The following is a 21,775-nucleotide window of genomic DNA, read 5'->3' as shown; positions in this document are numbered from 1 at the left end:
AAACACTTCTGAAGAAAGCAATTGGCCCATAGAGGCCATGCTTGTGCCAGAAAAAGCCAAAGCGCAGCTTCAATAAAGCAGACATTGAATAATGTAGATGTAAACGTACCCCTATTCCGTGCTGTTCCTTAGTTGGGGTAATGGTTATAACTTCTTAAGCATTTGAAATAGAGAAAATAATTTGAGTGGAGAGTTGCAGATTTCGGGCGAGTTTCACATTCCCCGCAGGCTCCGCGACGGCGACATGATCATTCCAGAAGCCGATCTTCTGGCTGCGCCCGGTGTCACCATCCTGCTTGCGGAACCTGGTGCAGGGAAAACTGCGCTGTTGGGTAGCATTGCTTATCGGGTCGGGGCAGGTCGCGTCCGAGCCAGTGCTTTCCGCCCAAGAGCGCACTGCGCTGGAGCGACTTTGGTAATCGACGCCTTTGATGAAGTGGCGCGGATCGGTGATGCGCGAGTCTTCGACATCTTGCATCAAATCCGCGATGCTGAACCGGATAGGGTCTTGCTATCCAGTCGACCCGGCGAATGGGAAGATGCGAAGACCCGCCTCATAGGTGACCTTTTTGGAGTTGATCCGCGAGTGGTTCGTCTCGTCCCGCTGGAGACCGACGAACAGCGGCGACTCTTCGATCATTTTCATGCCGAGTGGTCATTCGAAGCATTTGCGGAAGATTTAAGCCGGTTTGACCTCCATCACCTGCTCGGCAATCCAGAGTTTCTGCGTCTGTTCGCCGGAGCCTACGTCGAGGCCAGTGGTCAGCTACCCTCTCGCTCAGTCGTTTTCACGCTGGCAATCGAACACCTTGCCAGGGAAGTGAACCCAAACGTGACTACCGCAGGTGCGCCAGCCCGACACAGACGAATTGCCTGGGCAAACGAGACGTTTGCAAAACTTCTCTTGTCAGGAGCAGACGGTGTCGCGGTGGGAGACATCGCCGAAGATGATCTGCATCCGCAGTTCGAAACAATAGGGCTCAATGGCGACGGTCCGGTATCCATTCTATCAACCAAGCTCTTTCGGCCCGGAAATGCAGCCAATCAGCATGAACCTGTGCATAGGATCGTTGCCGAATACGGCGCGGCGCGGCACCTCGTTGGTCTCATCGACGACCCTGCAGCGCGGCTAAACCTGTCGCGCTCTATGGCGCTCATCGCTCCGAACGGTGTGGTGCGTGATGATTTGCGTGGTTTGTTGGGATGGATGGCTGCGCATGGCTCGCAGGCGATTCAGGATGCCGCCATCGAACTCGATGCCTATGCGGTATTGTCAAATGGTGACCCGTCAAGACTGACATCGGCCTCTCGCATCGCTCTGCTTGGTGCCTTGTCTGCGCTCAACGCGGACGACCCCTACTTTCGGCGAAGTGACAGATGGCGCACGTTCCGCGCGTCCGGTTTTTTCACACCGGATATACTGGAAGCCCTCCGACCGATCTTCGCCCAAGAACGTCACGGCCATCTTCGGGGGCTTTTGCTCGAACTGCTGGTCGGTTCTCCGGTTGTGCTTGATCTGCGAGCCGAGCTTGAAGCCATTTTGTTTGATTCAGATGCAAGCATAGGCCCGCGTTTCGACGCCCTGTCCTGTCTCTTGGGCGATGACCGGTACGATCCAGCCGGCGCTCTTGAAAGGCTTATTGCGAACGGCTCATCCGACGCACTCAGGCTTTCTTCAGAAATCCTGATGTTCCTCGGCCTCCAAGCGCCTCATGCCGAGGTCCTCGCCACACTCAGAGTCGCGGCTACGCTCTACCCAACAGAGGGAGGCCGTCGCCGCTTGAGGACCTTCGAAGATCGGTATTTCCTGAAGCGCCTCACGCGCGAGTTTAACCTGGAAACATGTGTCCGGCTGCTCGATGATCTGACAGCGACTTTGCAGTGTACCTGCGGCAACGCCCGCCATGACTGCCATTGCCGGGATGGCGTGAGCAAGATCGTCGGAATGCTTCTCGACCGCTATTTCGAGTTGTCTGCGGGCCCCTACGACCCAGACCAAATCTGGGATTGGGTCCGTAATTTGCACTACCACGGTCAAATTGGTGCGGGGCAAAGCCGAGCTGTCGAAGTGCTGCAGGGAGATGACAACCTGAGGCGGGCTATACATGAGCGTGCCGTTACGGGTCTCACCGATCGAGAGCAGATTTTCGATGTGGTGTTCGATGTAATCGAACACTACGGGCACTCAGGCTTGAGTCTGTGCGAAGGTGACGAACGTCATCTGGTGGACATCGCCTTTCAGACAGACAACCCGGCTTTGTGGAGTCGTTTCATTAGCGGGCATCGCTATCATGGGGAAGTGTCTACCCGCGGCCCTGACAGGTTTCGGCGGTATTGCCGCGAGCAAGCGCTTGCGAAACCTGCACTCATGCGGGAATGGGCTTGGTTGAACCGAGTCAGACGAGAGAGTTGGCGAGAACATCGGCCCAGGCGCTATTGGTTCGAGGCTCGTCGTCGTCGACGAGAACGCAGAACGGAGGCCGCGAATACAGCATTCTTTTATGAGAACCGTGCTTCGATTGAACGAGGCGAAAATGTTCGTTGGACCCAAGATCTCGCTCGTGCCTATCTGATTCAGCCCGACAATCTGTCTGACGTCACCCATGGTCTATTTGACCCTGATAGCACTCTGCGCCAGAGCCTTGTGAGCCTTTCCGATCGCTGTCCAACGATCAGGGAAGTCGGTTCGGGAGATGCCCGAGCTTGGGTGCAGATCTTTCTCGCTGGTGCGCTCGCCGAGTATCGGGTTTCCGGTACACTGCATGCTGTGGCGCCGGAGGTTTTGCTTGCTATCCTGCCGGAAACGGGCGGATACAAAACCTACGCAGAAGGTGAGCATGAAGCTTTTCATGCTGAAGTGCAGCGACAGGTCCGGCTGTCCTCTGAGGAAAGTGAGACCTATGCACGGGAGTATCTCGAACCCTCGCTCCAAGCGGCAAGCGGGTTTTGTGACCTTCATATCTTGCACCGCGAGCCTATGCTCAATGAACTGAGAGCCACACTTCCGCTTGAATGGCTTCAGCGATTTCCAGAGCTCCCGCTTCAAACTCTCGAGTCACTCTTCGATATGGCTGCGAGTTTTGGAGACCGCGATGTCCTCTTGGCGTTGATCCGTGACCGCTGTGTGGGCTTGGACGAAGGAGTTTTGCCCCACAGGCTCGAAGAGCAGCGACAATTCTGGTTCTTGCGCGACTTTTGGTTTGCGCATGACATCCACCCGGCGGTCTGGACCCACATAGCTCGTAATCCGGACCTGGTTTTTTGGTTCGAACACCGTCGGGACCGCGGTCGAGATGGGGAAGGAATCTGGTCTACGATGTCCGCCGCGAAGATCGAGTTTATACAGCTTGCATATCGTCCACATTGGCCTGTCACTCCTCTTCCGTCGAGCTGGGGAACGGGCAGCCCGAGAGGAGAGACGGCTTATCGGTACCTAAGAGATTCCTTGTGGCAAATTGGCCGTGATGAACCCAATGCAGCAATACCGGTAATCGAAAGACTTCTCACGCAAGATGTCATGGCTCCCTCCTACAATGATCTTCGCAGCATCCGTGCGGATCTGCGCCGCAGATCGGCAATGACGACCACGCGTCCGGGACCAGCAGAGGTCGCAGACTTTATCGACGCAGGCTTGCCAGCCAGCGTTGAGCAAACGCGCAGTTTGGTGGTGGAGCTCTTTGAAGAGCTGCAGAGAGACGTTCTGGCAGGTCACACTGGGCTTAGAGATCAGTTTTATGACGGTGGGTTGCGGCTGAATGAAGTCCGGGGAATGGCGCGTGTCGCGGCATGGTTGCGCCCCCGTTTGACATCTATGGATATCCACGACGTGGTGGAGCATCAACTCGAAGAGCGAAACAGGTGCGACCTTACAGCGACGCGCATGGTTCGTGGTGCTCCGCGGATGCTTGTCATTGAGGGAAAGGGCCAATGGCATCGTGATCTTTTTGGCGCAGCTGCAACGCAATTGGCGGATCGATACGCCATGCATCCGGACGCTGATGAGCAGGGGGTCTACCTTGTTCTTTGGTATGGTTCTCAAGAGGTCGTCGCAGGATCAGCCCGTCACAACTATCATTCCGCCACAGAGCTTCAAATTGCAATCGAAGCGCATTTTCCAGACGATTTGCGAGGTCGGATCGATGTTTTTGTGCTGGATGTTTCGCTGCCAAGCGAAGTATCTACCTTAGCCAGCTCTTAGCACTTGAGGGAAAAACTGAGCACTGAAAGTGTGCATGGATAAATGTCTGCGCTGGCTGCGGACCTTGTTTCTCCCGTAGATGAAGCGCAGTTCCGCTTCCCGTGCGCACTCGCCAACGCTGCCCCTGCCGCTTTCCTTCGAGCGTCCGGTGGATCCAGGTTGCTGCAGTTGATTCGCTGATTTGGTACGATATGCGATTTTGCGGACTGAAACTGCTTAAATAGAGGGGAAAATACTCACTGGACATTCTCCGCTTTGCATACGCAACGGCGGCACCACTTTTGGAGAGAAAATTTTTTTCCAAAATCCTAACTCATTATGTTTTGGTTGCATTCGGCCAAAACACAATGAGTCTGTGAGGGCGTGTGGGTTCTTTCAGTGATCAGGGATATTTCCTAACTGCCTGGTCTTTAATAGTTTTCCACCCTGTTCCGATATGATTTTCGGGAGCCGAACAAAAGCCTATCCAAATCACGTTTTGGCCGATTAAGGCTGCAATATTGTGATTGATGCTTTCGGTGATTCGTCGTGAGCTTGCGGATTTTGAGAGCGTGTGCATAACCCGCGCGCAACAAAGTCAAGCAGTCTGGAGGCCGACAAGCAGGATACTTAAAACGAAAAACGCGTGAACTGCGCCAACAGCCCACGCGCTTGACCGAACCGCCGGAGGCGACCCTTTACGTGCGGGCTGTGTGCCACTTTTAGTGCGCAGCCTCAAGTTCCTTCGGCAACTTACTAAGATTGCAGTGATGCCAGCGACGCATGAGAAATGCGGCGGCGGGATCGCTTTGTCTAAAGGGACAAAATGGAACTATATCAAAATGAAGCTGGCATGCGTGTACCCGCACCATCCGTAGCTGAGCGTATGCCAGCAATATCATCACGCGGACACTCTTCCGGACATCTAATTTTGCGAGAAGGGGGCCGTCAAAGGGTCCTTCTGGTCGAATCTGACCTCGAGTTTAAGTGGGCAACCATCTTGGCAGCTGATCCTGACGTTCTCAAATTGAGAGAGCAGGTCAGGTTGGATTGGGAAGACAACGGTCGCCAAAGAAGTCACTTCTTTGACTTCGTGGCTACTATGCGCAGCGGGATCCGTGTGGCGATGGTCGTCAAGCCGGAGAAACGTACACGCTCAGAGGCGTTTCTGTCGGAGATGCGAGCGATTGCAGAGTTTGCAGTCCGTGTTGGTTTTGTCGACGAAGTGCGGGTTTTGACAGACGCCTGCATTGACGAAATCCGCCTGAAAAATGCGAAGATGATCCGCAGCATGCGGGAAGTGGACGAGGAAGCAGATGCTGAGGCCAGCCAAATAGCAGCAGATCTAACTGGCGCCAATTCCATCGCGGAACTTGTAGATCGCATTGCTCTCGGTGCCCGTGGCTTCCGAGCAGTTGTGCGTCTGATCGCCTATGGTCACTTGGAGTGCCTCCATCATGAAGTGTTTTCACCTCAAACGTTGGTGAAGGGGGGGGCGAGATAAATGAGCTCGACCTTTCCTGACAAGAACAATGGACGGATTTACTTTGACCCATGCGATCGCATCACTCTTGGGGGCGTATCGTTTAAGGTTCTTATGGCAAACTCGGAAGGATATTTGCTTGTTCCAGAGCAAGAAAACCCCATAGCGCAGCAATTTACGCACCGCGATCTTCAAGCCCATAATTTGGCTGGCAACCTCCGTGTGGATAGGAACTTCTTCAATCCCAAGAAAAAGAACAAAGAGCACTTATGCGAAGAGTTTGATCTTGGACTTTTGAAGCCAGAGCATCAAGAGCAGCTGGGTGTTCGTTACGCTTACTGCGAAAGCATCCAGCGCCTACGTGGTGCTGGGAAGGTCCAGACTTCCCATGCCTCGTTCAAGGCAGCTTTTGGCGACATTAAGCTCCTCGCTGAGAGACTATTCGATGAATTCATGGGACGTGCCGATGAAACCCAAAAGAGCTATGGCGGTACGACAAAAGTTGGCCTTCACAGCGTTTGTCCCAGAACGTTATGGGAATGGGATAAGGCATACAGGCACTATGGCTTATCAGGGCTCGTAGATCAGCGTTGGAAAGCCGGTCGCCGGGGAAGCCGTTTGTGTGCTGCTTCAGAAGACCTTCTGAACAAATGTGTTTGCGATTATCAGCATCCGGATCAGCCCACCAAGGAGAGTATTGTTAGGGGCACCGTAGATGCATTCTATGCAGAAAATGTGCGCCGTTCTGACCAAGGCCTGCCTCAGTTACCAACTCCCTCAAGAAAGACGGTACTCTCAAGAATAAACGAACTGGATGCCTTTGAGACAGCTGTTCTCAGGGAGGGGAAGGAAGCGGCCCATCGCAAGTTTTATCCCGTCGGGGCAGGCCTGCAACTTGGCCGCCCCCTCGAAAGAGTTGAGATGGATGGCTGGACCATCAACCTGCTTACAATTGCCAAAATGTCAGGGTTGCAGAGTAAACTCGCGCCAGAGCTCCTTGAGGCAATGGAACTGGACGGCACAAAAACAAGATGGCATGTGTTTGTAGCGATGTGTTGTACGACCAAGTGCATCTCGTCGATGTCTCTCACAAAATCGGAGAACACGGCAGCCGCCGTCGATTGCATGCAGATGATGATGCGAGACAAAGGCAGAGCCGCTGATGCTGTGGGCGCCATGTCTACCTGGCACATGTATGGTGCTCCTGACCTTTTAGTCACGGACAATGGTTCTGCATTCAAAAGCAAGCGGTTCATTGGGGCTGCACAGAGCGTTGGGCTGGACTTTGTAAGGGCTCCAGCTGGGCTGCCGCAAATGCGCGCGAATATCGAGCGGCTATTTGGTACTGTTTCTACAAAGCTGGTTGCTCGATTATCAGGAAGAACATTCTCGAATGTGGTCGAAAAAGGAGACTATCCGTCAGAGCAGCGCGCCGTTCTAACGATACAGGATTTTGCAGACATGCTCGTGCGTTGGGTGGTGGATATCTACCATAACACTCCGCACGGAGGGCTGGGGGGCGAAACTCCCTTGGAGTGTTGGAACCGCTTGTCGGCTACTTATGGAGTGCGTCCTGGGCCAGATCGTCGGACCCAGCGGATTGCTTTCGGTTTGAGCAAGAATATGAAGACGTCGAATGTAGGTATTCAGATCCTTGGTGTTCGATACAACAATGAATTTTTGATGCAGCAGTTTAGGCGGCATGGCACTCAAGAATTAGAAGTCCGGTGGCACGCGGAGGATATCGGAGAGATCGAAGTAAAGGTGGGTGATGAGTGGCATACCATCCAGTCGGTCTTGCCGGAGTTCTTGAACCGTCCTGCACGAGACTGGATTGCAGCTCGGCAACAAATTCGCAGAGGTGACCCTCAGGCACGTCAGGCTTCAAACATCGTGATCGCTAAAGCGTTGAAAGAAATCGATCGGCTCAACACCGCCGCCGGTGAGCGGGCTGGAATTCTTTCGGAGCGTTGGGATGAAGCCATGCTCGAACGCTTTGAAGCCAATATGCTGATCGGTTTCAAAGCAGGCCATGAGCCAGATTCAGCGCCCTCAAAAACTGGGCATGGCTATGCCATCAATTCTCAAGAACAGCCGCGAAAGGCCCGTCAGGCTGCACCGAAAGCGCCGGCTGATACCGCCCGGAAGTCCTCAAAGAAAAATACCTGGAAGTTCTGAGATATGAACACTCACCCAAAACACAAAGCCCCAGCTGACATCGCTGGGGTAATCGAAGCGTTGTCTGACATTCACGTAGAGACCCAACGCGAAGAAGATTTACGAGCAGCCTTTGACCGTCTGTTCGTTTGGGATGAAACAGCCGTTAAGCCCCGCTACTTCACAAAAGGTTTGGAAACGCGTGGTTTGGCCGTGGTTGGTGATCCCGGCAGTGGGAAAACTGAACTTATCAGCCATTTCCTCGAAAATCACGAGCGTTTTCACTTGGGGTCGGACCTGGAGGAGGCAGGTTGCCTGCATGTAACGGTTCCGAGCCCAGCTACCCTCAAGAGTGTCGGTTTGGAGATCCTGAAAGCGCTTGGGTACTCCAAAATGTCAGAAAGACGGGAGCGTTGGGCCATCTGGGAAATGGTAAAACACCGCCTGTCTTTATTGGGGGTCAGGGTGCTCTGGATTGATGAGGCACACGATCTATACGCTTCTGGATCAGCGCGTGAACAAGAGGATCTTCTGAAAACGTTAAAATCTTTGATGCAGGGGGAGCACGCGGTTGTCGTAATCTTGTCTGGTACAAAACCGGTGGCAGAGCTCCTGAAAACTGATGGGCAGGTGGGGCGCAGGTTCGGCAAAATTCACCTGCCTCAGGTCACTGTTGCAAGTGATGGAGAAGCCGTGGAGGGGCTCTTGCATGCGTTTTGTAACCGGGCCGACCTCGATGCCCAGGTCGACAGTGATCTAATCCACTGCCTCATCGCAGCAGCGCAAAGTCAATTCGGGCTCGTAATTGAAATCTCAATCGGAGCAATCGAGATGGCCTTGTATGATGGAAGCGCCAAACTCAGCAGGCAGAGCTTCGTTGACTACTGGGGTATGCAGGAAGGCTGCGCCATAGAGGATAATGTCTTCTGGTCCAACCGGTTTGGTGAGTTTCAAGAAGTGACCTCAACTGCAGCACCCAATGCGACCAAACGGAGAGGGCGAAAATGAAACGCCACCTCGTTCCCCTGTTGCCGATTGAAGATGGCGAGAGCGCTGTCTCCTGGGCTTGTCGCCTGGCCTTGTTTCACACTGGCCAGCCTCTCATGAAATTTCTACATGACTTAGATGTTCCCCTTCCGGAACTTCTGGCTGGAAAAGCTGGTGCACTAAACAATTTGGCAAATGCAACGGGATCCAGCTTGTCCGAGTTGCAGGGCAGGCAGCCCCAGCAGCTTGCAAATCGGCGATACAAGTTTCGAAACGAGGAGTTCTCTCCCAGTTTCATGGTCGGAACCAGAGTTGTCTTTTGCCCGTTGTGCTTGGCTGAAAATGACACAACGCGCAGAGGGCTACGTGTTGGCAAGTGGAGCTGGTTGTTTAGACCCGTCAGAACGTGCCCCAATCACAACACCGCGCTCGCCTTTTTGTCCAAAGAGAAATGGTCAGATCAGATCCGCGATCTCAATGAAATCGGCCCGCGTGGAGGTGACTTGAAGAAGCATCTGCAGAAGGCGACTGCTCGTGAGATCTCATCTTTGCAAACCTACATACTGCAAAGGTTTGAGGAAGGGGCTGACAGACATGCTTGGTTGAGCAGCCAAAGCTTGGAGCAAGCCACCAGAGCCTGCGAGATGATTGGTGTTCTCGCAAGGTGGGGCGCCAAACCAAATCTGCACGAGCTATCGGATGAAGACTGGGATCTCGCAGGTCATACCGGCTTTCAGATCGCTCAGCATGGCGAAGATGAAGTTTATGAGTTCTTTCAAGATGTTTTACGAGATTTTCCGGACCGAACTGCCCGAAATGGTCCACAGGCTGTCTTTGGCAGGCTTTATCAATGGCTTCAATTTGGCAAAACGGAGAGAAACCCTGGACCTATTCGTGGTCTTCTCAGAAAGTTCATTGTCCAAGAAATGGCTGTTGGAGCAGGAACCGAGATCTTTGGTCAGGTTGTTCAAAAACGTCTCCGGCACAGCTCTCAATCGCTTGCAGTTCAAAGCAACTTGCATCCCAAAACCATGCATAGGGCATTGGTCGCTGCTGGGCTGATTGAACGGGGAACCACTGACAGGATTGCGGGATTGGAGACCTGTGATGCCGTTGCAGGCGAAGCGCTGGTGGAAAAAATCCTTCGCGGCGTCCCGGTTAGGGCCCTTCCAAAGACAATGAATGCAACGCGTGGTCAGGTTATCATGTTGATGGAAAACGGGTTTCTGAAAACCATTTTCCCTGCCGGGAGCGTCAGTTCCAGGCCTCTTATCAGTGTGGATCGGCACGACGTTGAAGATTTCTTGCATCGTTTGGAGGAGCAGGCGGTGACAGTGTCTGCGCCTTCGGCCGGGTTCGTGACGATCCCGCGGGCGGCTGAGGCTTCGAGACGCCTTTCGGCGGATATCGTGCGCCTGTTGGTCTATCAGCGGCTTAAAGCTGTAGAGCAGATAGCTGGAACGAAGGGGTATCTCTCGATCTTAGTCGATCCGGATGAAATCAAACGCTGCTTGCCGGTTGAGGAAGTTATTCTGGCTCCAAGTAAAACGGAAGTAGCGCCAATTCTGGGGGTAACGCCCTATGCTCTGGACGCTATGATGGACGATGAGGTCGCGCCGCCGCTTATTCGCGGGATTAAGGACACGGGACGCGGGCGAGCCACGACTCGGATCGATCAATCAGAGATCCTTCGGTTCAAGCGAGAATATGTAACTCTTGGCGAGTTAAAGCAACTTTCGGGCCGACATCACACCTTCGTCCAAACCCAGCTCGATCAAGCTGGCGTGTCGCCCGTGCGCGATCCAAAGAAGCTGAAGGTGTTTCTTTATCGCAGACCAGAAGCAGAACCTGTCTTCTCCTAAGTTCTGCAAGCTTTCTAATCAAAGCCGCGCAATCTGCGCGGCTTTTTTTGTGACTGCATGTCAAGTCAGTTGCAAACTTTTAGGGGGCAAAATTGCAAAGTACGGGGCGAAATAGACCAAGGGGTGATTTTAACTAATTGATTTTGTTGCGTTTGAGTGGGCCGAGTTGCAAACTGATGGGGGATTCCACATGTGGCGTTTCACGTGACATGACCTAGGGTCAGGACTCATAACCAATAAATGACGGTTGCGGCGAGGGCGATGGCGGAGAGGAAGACCTTCGGGCATCTGTCGTATCTGGTCGCCACACGCCTCCAATCCTTGAGCCTGCCGAACATGATCTCGATGCGGTTGCGGCGTTTGTAGCGGCGCTTGTCGTACTTCACCGGCTTCTTCCGCTGTTTCCTGCCAGGGATGCAGGCGCGTATCCCTTTGTCTTTCAAGGCTTCTCTGAACCAGTCGGCGTCGTAGCCACGGTCTCCGAGCAGCCAGTCGACATTCGGCAGACTGCTCAGCAATGCCCGTGCGCCGATGTAGTCGCTGACCTGACCGGCGGTGACGAACAGGTTGAGCGGCCGGCCTTGGCTATCGCAAATAGCGTGTAGCTTGGTATTCATGCCGCCTTTCGTCCGACCAATCAGGCGTGCACGCCCCCCTTTTTGACGCCCATGCTGGTCGCTGTCCGGTGGGCTTTGAGATAAGTCGCGTCGATCATTACGGTCTTCTTCTCGCCGTGTTCGGCGGCGAGACCGGCCATCATCCGGGCAAAAACGCCCTTGTCGCTCCATCGCTTCCAGCGATTGTAGAGCGTCTTGTGAGGACCATAGACAGCGGGAGCATCGCGCCATCGCAAACCATTGCGGTTGATAAAGATTATCCCGCTCAACACACGCCGGTCATCGACACGCGGCTTACCGTGAGACTTGGGAAAGAAGGGCTCATGACGCGCCATCTGCGCGTCGGTCAACCAGAAAAGATCAGACATGTTCACCGCTCGGTTTTCAGCCGTGAATCATGCCGCTCGCTGAAAATCAATGGGTCCTGACCCTAGCCATCGACTCCGAAATCCAATGATCCATGCCTACACTCAATGGCGCTGTTCAGCGCCCATCAAGCTCGGCAAAATCGTTTCAAGGCTTGACCTTTTGCGATTGCTTCTGCGCATAGGTGGGTATGGTCGGAATGTAAAACCCGGCTTGTCTTGCCTCGCAGTAAATGCACGAGCAGGTCTGCGTTGCGCAGACCTTCCCGTGTTGTGAGCTTGCTCATATGCCACAACAAAAAATCCAAAAAGATAAACTTTGTTTTTCAAGTCCTAAGTTGAGGTAGCTTCGCTTGTACCGCGAGAGGAGAAAGTTGGTGATAAATAATAGGCCGTTCCCACTAAGTCGAATTGCTCAGCGCATCACTCTGGCGAATATCGCATTCTTAATCTTGGCTTATTTGATGTCGCCAACCAAAGTGCAAGCCCAAAGCTCACAGGCCTGCGTGGAATTAGGTGCTCCTCGAATTGAGTACTCTTCTGGATCTGAAAGCATTCGCGTTAATCAAACAATCTCAACGACGGAACGCACGTGTCTCCCGATCCCAAACGGACCCATTACAGGACTTACAATTGGAAACTCCTCGATCACGTCCTCAGGTGAAATTGAGTTGTATGTTCCTGGCCAAAATACCGTTTCAAGCAATGCTTCAGTTTTAACTCTTCTGAATGTTGATGTCGCCGCAGGCAGCGGAGACTTCGTATCTCGGGAAGCGTTGGCAACAAACATCAATGGAAAGCTCAGAGTGAACCTCATTGGAACTTCGATTGGTTCCGGCAGATCAATGACGTTCGCTCCCTTCAACGGCGCGAATATCGACCCCACTGAAGTCTACTTCCAGTCTGACCGCCCGCTAACCTATGACAACCTTACCGTTATGGGAGCGACCGAAGTAGTTTTTGGGGCCTACTATATTCAGACTCGGGTTGCTGAGGCTTCTGATTTCACACTGACGAATAGTTCAATTTCTTCAACCAGTGACCTGGCGATAGCGGCAGGCACGACTGTTCGGCTTGATGCAGCAAGTAGTTTGAACACCGTAAACTTTGAGAATTTTGGCACGTTGGCCGGCACGGGAACCGTGAACGCATTCAACTTCACAGTTAAGAACGGGGGGGTGCTTTCGCCGGGCTTTTCAATTGGTACACTTAATAACAGTGGCGGAATCGCCTTTGAAACTGGGTCAAGGCTCTTAAGTGAAGTCGATCCAACTGCCGGGCAGAAAGCTGACTTGGTGTCATCCAGCGGGCGGGTGACAGGGATTAACAACGCCACAATCCAAGTCGAAGCCGCTCGTCCCGGTCTGACTGCGCAAGACTATGCGGCCGGCAACAATTACACGGTCCTTCAAGCCTCGAGTGTTGATGGAGATTCGCCAACACTTGTTGCAGGTGGATCTCTGCCGGCTTTGTCTAATCTGACGATAGCCAATACGCCCACCGCAGATGGTCAGGTCGACATTGCATTCACTGCACAACCGGTCTCAAGCTTACCGCAGAACCCGGCGGTTACCAGTTCGCCAAACGCCAGCAACCTCGCTGGAGCGGTTGCTAATACCACAAACACATCACCGGGGACGGGGCTCAGTAGCGGTTCAACAATTGGTGCCGCTGTCAATACGCTCACCAATTCAGGTCTGGCTGGGTTTAATCGCGTGCATGCAGAACCCTATTCCTCCAACCTGACTATTGGGCTTGAGCAACTAGACCTGATAACAAACACTGTTCTGAGCCATGCTGACTGCCGCAAATATCGAGCAGTTGGTTTCAACAATCAAAACAGACCCGTTGCATCAGGTGGCATCGACACGGACCGCAGCCCTAGTGGCGCAATCGACTGCTCTGATCGGCGCTGGTGGATCGACACGGCCTATGTGAGCGGGGACGTTGATGGAAGAAACGGCCTCGGGACATTCGACTATTCACTCGGCACTATTTTGGTTGGTGCTGATGTCTTCAGTTCGGAAAGAGGGGTCTTTGGCGTTTACGCAGGATTTGGGACGTCCTCCATGGATGAGCACGATCAAGTCGATCAGGACTTTTCGACAGACAGTTATCACGCGGGCGTCTACGGGCGTACGACAACCGGAACGTGGGAGTTCTCCGGGCTGATCGGTTACATGTTCGGTGAAACCGACGCCAAGCGAAACAACCCTTCTGTTGATGGCTTTACGGGAGGCGAGGCTAAATCGGATTTGGACCAAGAGGGAATCCACGCCGGTATCCAGGCACGGAAGTTGTTTAACCTGGACAGCGGTGCAAGGGTTTCTACGGTTTTTGGATTGAACTACGGGCGTATTCAACAAGGTTCAGGCACAGAGACTGGCGGTGGTGACTTCAACTACTCAATTGAAAAAGCGGATGCAGAGTCTCTGGTCGCGTCCATTGGAGTTGACTACCAACGGGACTTCTTGACAGAGAATGGTGTGCTAACCCCAATTGCCTTTGCTCGTTATGAGTATGACTTCTTTGCCAACAAGGATAGTGAGCACGATATCACTGTAACGAGCCCGATATTTGGCACTTTCACACAAGTCGGACAAAACCGAGGGGCAAATGGTTTCGTGCTTGGTCTGGGGCTAGGGTATCAGATATCTGATCTGGCCAGACTAACGGCAGGATATGGCTATTCAGTTCGCTCCAACGGCCAAGAGCATGGCCTCGGTGCAAACTTAAGTGTTCGGTTCTGATTAGGGCGGACCAACGAAGAGGAGTGGTAAGCTAGCTGCAACAACTTGCGGAAGCTATCGTGGCAATGTGAGCGTCATTCTCTAGCGACTAAAATTTGGGGATATTAAAAACATAAAGCCGCGATTTCTTGGCGTCGTCTGTCAGGATGTAGAGAAGCCCTTTGGTCTCATCGAGAGCGATACCTTCGGGATGTTTAACTTCCTTTTGTTTGCCATCTTCTGTGAACGTCAAACTGATGGATTTTATGGACTTGGACTCTGGATTATAGACGAAAATTTGACGGCCTTTGTCACTTACAATCCAAAGAGAACGTGAAGACGGGGACCATGCCAGGCCGCTCAAATCCAGTTCATCATTATCTACAACCTCGGAGATAAAACCTGCATCGCGGGCTAAAGGAATCATCTCAATAATTTCATCTAGCTCTGGTGATACGACCATTAACAACCTTGGTTGTCCCTCAATGCCAATGAAGACCCGCCCGGATTCCGGGTCGACGGCGATGCCCTCAGGTCCCTTGTTCAAAGGGTTACCGACGAGCAATTCAGCGGCGTCCGAGTAGCCTTTGAGAGATGTTAGAGGGATTGTAGTTAGTTGAATGGGGTCAGTCGGGTGAACGACTAGAATTGATCGATCGGTTTCCTGAAGTACTAAAACAGACCCATCTTTTCGTGATGCGACGCCCTCCAGATCTGATCCCGCCAATGAAGGCAGCTTGAATGAGTTTCCTAATGCCCCATCGATTCCAAGTAGGTGCAGTTTAGGTTCAGCGTCGCTTACTGACCATAAGAAGCCTTCCGCGTTGGACAGAGACAATCCGGAAGGCTCCGAGAAGCCTTCCGATTTATCCGCCACCTTGAAGGAGTCGATGAGAGTCAAACCGGGACTCTCGGCGTGGGCGAGCTCGATCCATGCCAGAAATGCAACAGTAGCGCTTGCAAAAGAAGCGAGTTCTCCAAGCTTGGGTAAGCACCGTGAAAACCCAAGTTTCGACCGAAGCAGCTTGTGTTCTGACATTGGATTTTCTCGCGCTTGGACCATATCCTTGTATCAGCGTTCGTATCACAGTCCGGACGCGATGTCCGAAGAATGCACGGTAATCTCTTTACCTGATCCCGCCTGTTGCGATTGAATTGAATAGGGCACGATGTGCCTTTGGTGAAGCGTAAGCCTTTGGCGTGAGTAGGAAGGAAGACAAGTTGAATACGACCCTCACATTTGTGACCGTGTTGTTGATGCTGCTGTTGCCAGGTGCTGCGGTGTCACAAGTCGACCCTGCGACGATGCTGGCCGGGGCTTCGGGGTCGGAAATCGTTATCGAACGCCGGTGGACGCAGTTTCGTGGCAAACAGGAACTGTATTTCTTTACTCTCGATGTGATCGTAACGATCATTCTGGCTGGCTTGATTGTCTATCATCCGGTGAGACGTAAAGCCCGTAGAAGTGTCAGCGATATCGTCATGCCGCGACTGTTCTTCCTTTATGCGCTTGTCGGCATGGCGGTTGGGTTTCTGGTCGTACAGCACGGATCGATGATCGGGTTCGTGATTTTTGGAATAGGAGCTCTGTTGAGGTTCCGATCAAATATGGATGACCCGGTCGACACGGTGGAAATGATTATAGTCACCGTGCTTGGGCTGGCGGTAGGGCTGGGCTTACCCTTGATGGCCACACTGGTGGCGGTTGTATGTTGGTGTTTCATTTGGCTCGGTGGGCGAAACAAGGGCGTGGAAATTTCGCTCAAGGCTTCAAACGAAGAGCACTCATTGAAAGTCAGCGGGGACATTGAAGCCATGGCCGCAGACGCTGGCTGGAAGTTGGTCCGAAAACACCACGTACCCGGAAAATCTCGCGTTTCGTTGCTTTTCATCACTTCGGGTGGATTGTCGGAAGCTCGGATCGAAGAGATGATAAACGATCTGGTCCCTGAAAAAGTTGAGCTGAAACTCAATCTCTAGTCATTTGACAAGGTCTAATCGTTTCAACACCGCATTCGGGGATCTGATCTCTTTAGGGAGCGACTTGAAGTTTACCGACCTTTCGAAATCAGGTCCTCGATATACTGCTATCCCAAATTCGCCGTTTGGCTGGAACGTAACATGAGTGAAGCTGTGAGGTGATCTGGCTTTTGAGCCGATAAGCCGTCGGGGGCCACCTCCCAGACAAGCTTGGGAGACGTAAGCAACACCGTCTTTCCAACCTGGATAGAAGGCATGATGGTGGCCTGACAGATGCAGAACGACACCGCTTTCCAGGTAGATCTTCTCAAGTGTAGGGTCACCGATGATTTCTCGTTCGCGCTGGATCGCGAACGGCCAAAGTGGGAGGTGGCTGAAAGTAACAATAGGGTCTCCGTCTGCACCCAATTCCTGTAGCCGGTCCTGCTGGTCGCCGGATAGGGGACCTAGGGTCGTTGCATCCAGAGACGCAAACGTAATGCCCTGCATCTTAAATGCGTAGAAGAACGGGTAGTCATCTGAAACCAGGAAATCGACGCCTGGTTTTCTCGGCGTCCATTCCTCTGCGTATATTTTTCTTTCACGCTCGAACCCACGATAGGCGGAGGCATCGTGGTTTCCAGGCGTGACCGCAAATGGAATGCCGGCGGCCTCTAAAGGATCTGATACGGCCTCGTGAAACGCCTTCCACATCTCCCTGACCTGTTTGTCGGACAAGTTGGGAATGCGCTGTCCCGCAACCATATCTCCGGTCGAAATAACCAAATCGGGATCAATCTCGATTATGCGCTCAATCGCTTTGTCGACGCGGGCATCGTATCTTACCGAACCATAGCTTCCATTCAGATCCGATATGACGATGACATCCAATGCCGCCGCTTTGCTGGCGAGCAGAGCGGTCCAAATGAACGCCGCAAAAAGGGTGGAAAGCTTACGGGGCATTACAGTCCACAGCCTCTACCTCGGTGTCGTTTCTCAAAAAGAATGCGACAGGATCCAAGTCGAACATCAAATCACCATTAGAACAATTGTCCCAGAGAATGGACGTTGCCAGCTCGGTGTTTTTCACAACTTGGGCAATCTGCCTATCTGACAACCCAAGGCTCCGCGACAACCAGCCGTAGACGAGACCTTGAGATTGAAGATCACTATTCAAAGCAACCAAGCGCCGATACGTGCTTGGAGAGAAGTGGCGAATTTTCGCCAGCATTTGGGTAGATTTCGCGAAGTTGGCATACTCGACACGCCCACCAGCATCGTTGTCGTTTAGATTGCTGCGACGGATCAATAACGCGTCGGCGGGAACGTCTCCATCGTTTGGCTCATGGTTCTTGGCTTTCTTATGCTTCAGCTTTCCGTCTTCGACCCAATACCAATAGGGTGTAAAGTCTATGTTTCCTACGCGGTCCTGCTGGCTAAAGATGAAATCGAGGAGAACAATCTCGGTAAGTTCTTGCATCCAAAATGCCATCTGTTGGTCGCTGACATCGGGGCCGAGATCCTTGTTGATCATCCGGTCTTTTCTGCCTTCTCTGACGCCCTCTGCAATGGCCTCTGACAAGGGTTTCGAAGAACGCAAAGCCAAGAAAGCGGGGGTTTCCTGAAAGTCACGGTTTTGGCCTTTCCCCCAACCAGACTTGCGAGTGCCGTTGATTTCCGAACCGTATCGATGCCCAGGACTATCAAGCAGTACACCGTAAATCTGCGTTCGATCTGCGGTGAATAGATCATCGGTCGGTTGGTATGAGTTCGGATCGGCGTCCGCAGCTGCAAAGACCCGCCAGCCTTCATGGTTCATGCGCCCGCCATGAGAGCCACCAGAAATCGCAAGGCCAGGTTCTGCAACCTCGGAAAAATGCGCCTGGGCGTCAATGCTTCGCCAAACGGCGACTGGAACTTTTACAGTCGTGTCGAAATATCTGGAGAAATGATAGTAAAGCAGCGACGAGGTGGAAAAGGTTCCACTGGTGCCCTTTTGGTTCATGGTGGATTTGAATTTGGCCACCCTGTCCTTGGCCAGATCTTTTGCTGCCTTCCCCTCTTTGCAAGCGTTTCTCTCGAATTCAGAACGGTTCCCCACGTAAAGTCCTTCCGAGATATCGTAGACTGCCATTCCTGGGCTGGTGCTCCATGTTTTTGGGCAAATAGCAATTTCGGAGGCATAGAAATCGATCTCGCAATAGGCAGTTTCTTCCTCAAGATCGCTGTTCTTGTACACGCCCGTTGGGACTTTTTCGATCCGAATACAGCGTTCAGTAACGCCGTTGGGACTATCAAAGGTCGTGGCTTCACCGAGAACATCGTCGTTCGCCCACAAGACAGTGGGTGCAATGAGAGCAAGTGACCCCAGAAGATTGAACTTCATTTGGATAGTCCTCCCGGTATCATTTAGGGCAAATCGCTGCCTGTTGTTCGGTGGAGATTTTCAAACTGGGGTCGACACTGAAGTTAGAGAACTTCGAGTCAATCCACTGGTCACACCCGCCTGAACATGGGGCCCCGTTTCGGGCATCATTCCAATATTCCTTGGCCCTTTCTTCCGTCCATCCGCAAAACTGAACAAGCGCCATTGCCGACAATGCACCAGAGGAATGAACGCCCCACATGCAGTGCACCAGGACAGGACCCTTTCCAGGGTCCTCAATCACCTCGTGTATGGCGGCCATGACAGTGCCGGGTCGGGACGATCTGGCGCTCTGATAGTCAAAGGATCCGTTTCCGCAACTGGTGCGGCCGTATTCGGTGTTCTTGCCGAAGTCCGCATAAAACCCGGCCGAAAACCCTTCATCGCACAGTGTTTCGCGCTGAGCGTTGCTCAAGCCCGTTCGACCCTTGTCGCCGCCCTTGAAGCCAGAGCGATACAAAACTCCGCTTAGGACTGGGCGAAAGAAAGCGACGCCATCGACGCCTCCGTCGCTGCCCTTTGAGAGCATCTGGCTGTTGCTTGGGCCACCGTTTCGACTGGTGACGTCAGAATTCGCCGCAGTTGCCAGAACACCGATGAATATGAGGGACGTCAAAAACCGCATGCCAGTTCCTTTCTATTCTTAAGCGCTATATGCTCAAACTCTTCCCACTTGGAAATCTATTGGAGCGGCTCATTCTCAGCAGCCGTATCAAGTGCGCGATAGACTTTCCGAACTGAAGCTTTAGATTGGCCACACCAGATTGATGATAAAGACGACCACGAAGTAGGCCAGAAATACTTTCCAGTTCAATTGGTCTTTGTTTTCTTCGTTTATCACGCCGGCCAATTTCAAGGCCAGGTTTGTTACAATTAGAGCGACGATGGTAACCGCCGCATGTGCCAAGTCGAAATGCAAACTGAAGCTCCCTTTTGCAGATGTTTGATTGATGAAAAATGTGTCAGCAGTCACTTGATGGCAGCATAGTTACATCTGAGTACCTTCCCTCAGATGTCGTGATCCGAGCACATGCACCAGTATCTCTGTTAAACCAGTACGAGGTCAGCCCTTCGCTGCGGATGAGTTCAAATCCGAGACTTTGGATGCCCATTTCAGCTTGGCCCGCTCTTGCCCCTTCAAATGACGAAAGATCGCTAGAGCTGCCCACAGTTGGTGCACTTGCATCCACTGATCCAACACTGTCGTCGCATGCTGCAAGCGCAGTAATACACGCCGTGCCGATCACCAATAGGACCTTGGGTTTCATCTGTTTTTCCCTCGCTTGTTTGGACTTGCGTTCCAGGGTTTCTGATTGACCACCTATTCAATTCCGAAAATGACGTTGTAGTCGACAGAAGAGTTGCTGCGATTGATAACCTCCACAACATGATCACCGGATTGCCAAAGCTGTCCTCGATACTCTTTGTCCGCCGACATCAATCCTAACAATTCAGATCCATCAGGGTTACGAATAACATAGTCCAAGGAGCCATTTCGCGGCGCAACTCGGACGTAAAGAAACTGTTCGTTCTTTGCACCGAGAACATATTGCTGCGACGCTCCGGGCGCGAGTTCACCAACTAGTTCGGCGCCGGTGGAATCAGCATCGAATTTGACACGTTGGCTACCGGTAGAACCGGCGGCGCCTGCCATTGCTCCACCGCCATCATCCATCGCTTCGACAACCGACATCTTGCCGATGCTTCCATCCTTGTAAGCGATGCAGCGCCAAAGTGTTCCACCTGCATCACGCAGCATAACGAGCGTACCAGCTTCCGAGAACTGAGAGCTTTCAATCGTTCCGGATTGACCGTCTGGTCCACCAACCAGCCGCAAATGGTCGATACACGCGTCGTCGGCTTCTGACATTGCAAAAGCAGCTGTGCTCGCGATTGCGAACATGGGTGTGAGGAGTTTGAGTAAAACGAGTTTCATCAGATGGTTCCCTGTTGGCTTGTCCTTGAAGTTTTGTTCCGTACAAAGCGGAACCTCACTTTGCTTCTCGTAACTTTGACAGAAATTCATCGCATGCCTGTGCGCTGCCGACGATCTCATCTGTCGTTTCAATTCCTTGCAGAGATGCCATCTCGGAATTTACGCGATTGAGGATTTGATCCGCTTGCTCGGCGGTGATCAGGTTCTCGGCTTGTGCTCCTTTCAATGTGGTGCAAACACCGGCGGACAAGCCTGTCGCAACGCCGACCCCCATTGCGGCCCCGCCACCCAAGGTCATCGCTCCAACCACGCCGAGGACGAGCCCGATCACAATTCCCAAGATTACTTTTCCCATGTTTTCCTCCTTTTGGGTGAGACAGAGTTCCGCCTTCACTTCTGGCGCAAACTGCGTACCCATCTGCAAATCAAGACCAGCGCTAACAGGTTGAGCACCGGTACAATCGCCGCAAACCACGGTTTGGCTGACTCTGAGACCAAATCCACTAGAATTATCCAAGGCAATCCCAACGGCAAAAGGAACACCCCGGACAAGGGATCTCGCTCCTGTCCCAACCAGCCAAATGTGCCGGTCAAGAATGCAATCAACGCCAACAGGTACAGGATCGAGAATACGATGATGGTGGTTCTACAAACCAAGTCGAGCCTCAGCAGATCAAGCCTGTGCTGCGCAGCCATTATTGGCCACGCATCAGACTGCTCACAATGCGCCTTCGTCGCCCAGGAACTCGATACCAGCCGTCGCGCCATCACTGTAGGCAATACAATTCCACGGAGCCCGATCCTCTCCAACGCCGACGGTGACCTGTGTTCCAGCTTCGCTGAATGCGGATGAGAGCACCACGACTTGCGAATTGTTCGTTGTTTTGGCCACATCTCGCAAACACGCCTGCTGAGCGGGTGTGAGTTCGGCGGGCGCACTGGATGTACCCGTGTCCTCACAGGCCGCAAGCAGTGTGAAACAAGTTGCGCCCGCAATCATCACTATCTTGTTGGTCATTTTCTTCTCCCTCTGAGTCTGTTGAAATTAACGAAGTTGGATACGCTTGTTTGAGGATCT

Annotated in this window: 17 protein-coding genes; 7 read left to right on the top strand and 10 right to left on the bottom strand. The window is 52.7% G+C overall.

What is annotated here, in order from left to right; all coding sequences use genetic code 11:
* The first annotated feature begins 244 nt into the window (after positions 1 to 244).
* From ACR0FB_RS04970 to ACR0FB_RS04950, 5 genes are all read left to right on the top strand, one after another.
* Positions 245 to 4,198 carry an NACHT domain-containing protein gene (locus ACR0FB_RS04970; protein WP_480620301.1) on the top strand — a complete coding sequence of 1,318 codons (3,954 nt, stop codon included), beginning with the start codon at positions 245 to 247 and terminating at the stop codon, positions 4,196 to 4,198.
* Between the two features lie 1,024 nt (positions 4,199 to 5,222).
* Positions 5,223 to 5,681 (top strand): hypothetical protein, encoded by a 459-nt coding sequence (locus tag ACR0FB_RS04965; protein ID WP_480620299.1) that lies wholly within the window; start codon positions 5,223 to 5,225, stop codon positions 5,679 to 5,681.
* Positions 5,682 to 7,838 carry a transposase family protein gene (locus ACR0FB_RS04960; protein ID WP_480620297.1) on the top strand — a complete coding sequence of 719 codons (2,157 nt, stop codon included), beginning with the start codon at positions 5,682 to 5,684 and terminating at the stop codon, positions 7,836 to 7,838. It begins immediately after the preceding gene.
* 3 nt (positions 7,839 to 7,841) lie between these two features.
* Positions 7,842 to 8,825: a TniB family NTP-binding protein gene (locus ACR0FB_RS04955; RefSeq protein WP_480620295.1), complete on the top strand. Its 984-nt coding sequence runs from the start codon at positions 7,842 to 7,844 to the stop codon at positions 8,823 to 8,825.
* Positions 8,822 to 10,666, top strand: a complete 1,845-nt coding sequence (locus ACR0FB_RS04950) for a TniQ family protein (RefSeq protein WP_480620293.1) — start codon at positions 8,822 to 8,824, stop codon at positions 10,664 to 10,666. The genes ACR0FB_RS04955 and ACR0FB_RS04950 overlap by 4 nt, the downstream gene beginning before the upstream one ends.
* A gap of 227 nt (positions 10,667 to 10,893) precedes the next feature.
* Here the strand turns inward: ACR0FB_RS04950 and ACR0FB_RS04945 are convergent.
* Positions 10,894 to 11,651, bottom strand: a protein-coding gene (locus ACR0FB_RS04945) for an IS5 family transposase (RefSeq protein WP_480620291.1) whose coding sequence is annotated in 2 segments (ribosomal slippage) — positions 10,894 to 11,330 and positions 11,330 to 11,651 — 759 coding nt in all. Because the reading frame shifts where the segments join, the coding sequence is not laid out codon by codon here.
* 374 nt (positions 11,652 to 12,025) lie between these two features.
* Here ACR0FB_RS04945 and ACR0FB_RS04940 point away from each other — a divergent pair.
* Positions 12,026 to 14,398: an autotransporter family protein gene (locus ACR0FB_RS04940; RefSeq protein WP_480620289.1), complete on the top strand. Its 2,373-nt coding sequence runs from the start codon at positions 12,026 to 12,028 to the stop codon at positions 14,396 to 14,398.
* A gap of 88 nt (positions 14,399 to 14,486) precedes the next feature.
* On the opposite strand, the gene ACR0FB_RS04935 is transcribed toward ACR0FB_RS04940, so the two are convergent.
* Positions 14,487 to 15,416 carry an SdiA-regulated domain-containing protein gene (locus tag ACR0FB_RS04935; RefSeq protein WP_171638315.1) on the bottom strand — a complete coding sequence of 310 codons (930 nt, stop codon included), beginning with the start codon at positions 15,414 to 15,416 and terminating at the stop codon, positions 14,487 to 14,489.
* A gap of 182 nt (positions 15,417 to 15,598) precedes the next feature.
* Here ACR0FB_RS04935 and ACR0FB_RS04930 point away from each other — a divergent pair, with 182 nt between their 5' ends.
* A complete protein-coding gene (locus tag ACR0FB_RS04930) occupies positions 15,599 to 16,357 on the top strand; it encodes a DUF4956 domain-containing protein (RefSeq protein ID WP_170428316.1) in 759 nt (252 codons plus the stop codon).
* Here the strand turns inward: ACR0FB_RS04930 and ACR0FB_RS04925 are convergent, their stop codons facing one another.
* From ACR0FB_RS04925 to ACR0FB_RS04890, 8 genes are all read right to left on the bottom strand, one after another.
* A complete protein-coding gene (locus ACR0FB_RS04925; protein ID WP_480620287.1) occupies positions 16,358 to 17,299 on the bottom strand; it encodes a metallophosphoesterase family protein in 942 nt (313 codons plus the stop codon).
* A complete protein-coding gene (locus tag ACR0FB_RS04920) occupies positions 17,289 to 18,722 on the bottom strand; it encodes a hypothetical protein (RefSeq protein WP_480620286.1) in 1,434 nt (477 codons plus the stop codon). Before ACR0FB_RS04920 ends, ACR0FB_RS04925 begins: the two co-directional genes overlap by 11 nt.
* A 19-nt stretch (positions 18,723 to 18,741) precedes the next feature.
* Positions 18,742 to 19,386, bottom strand: coding sequence for a hypothetical protein (locus tag ACR0FB_RS04915; RefSeq protein WP_480620284.1), 645 nt, complete (start codon positions 19,384 to 19,386; stop codon positions 18,742 to 18,744).
* 120 nt (positions 19,387 to 19,506) lie between these two features.
* Complete coding sequence (locus ACR0FB_RS04910; protein ID WP_171638323.1) at positions 19,507 to 19,734, bottom strand: hypothetical protein; 228 nt, start codon at positions 19,732 to 19,734, stop codon at positions 19,507 to 19,509.
* A 348-nt stretch (positions 19,735 to 20,082) separates the two neighbouring features.
* Entirely contained in the window at positions 20,083 to 20,697 is a 615-nt protein-coding gene (locus ACR0FB_RS04905) for a hypothetical protein (RefSeq protein WP_480620282.1), read from the bottom strand.
* A 55-nt stretch (positions 20,698 to 20,752) separates the two neighbouring features.
* The gene (locus ACR0FB_RS04900; RefSeq protein ID WP_113790468.1) at positions 20,753 to 21,052 is read right to left on the bottom strand and encodes a hypothetical protein; all 300 of its coding nucleotides are present in this window, start codon (positions 21,050 to 21,052) and stop codon (positions 20,753 to 20,755) included.
* Between the two features lie 35 nt (positions 21,053 to 21,087).
* Positions 21,088 to 21,393 carry a hypothetical protein gene (locus ACR0FB_RS04895; RefSeq protein ID WP_480686165.1) on the bottom strand — a complete coding sequence of 102 codons (306 nt, stop codon included), beginning with the start codon at positions 21,391 to 21,393 and terminating at the stop codon, positions 21,088 to 21,090.
* 22 nt (positions 21,394 to 21,415) lie between these two features.
* Positions 21,416 to 21,715: a hypothetical protein gene (locus ACR0FB_RS04890; RefSeq protein WP_171638330.1), complete on the bottom strand. Its 300-nt coding sequence runs from the start codon at positions 21,713 to 21,715 to the stop codon at positions 21,416 to 21,418.
* Between the last annotated feature and the right edge of the window lie 60 nt (positions 21,716 to 21,775).

Source organism: Ruegeria sp. P10 (genome assembly GCF_056534925.1).
This window is presented reverse-complemented; position numbering and strand designations above follow the sequence as displayed.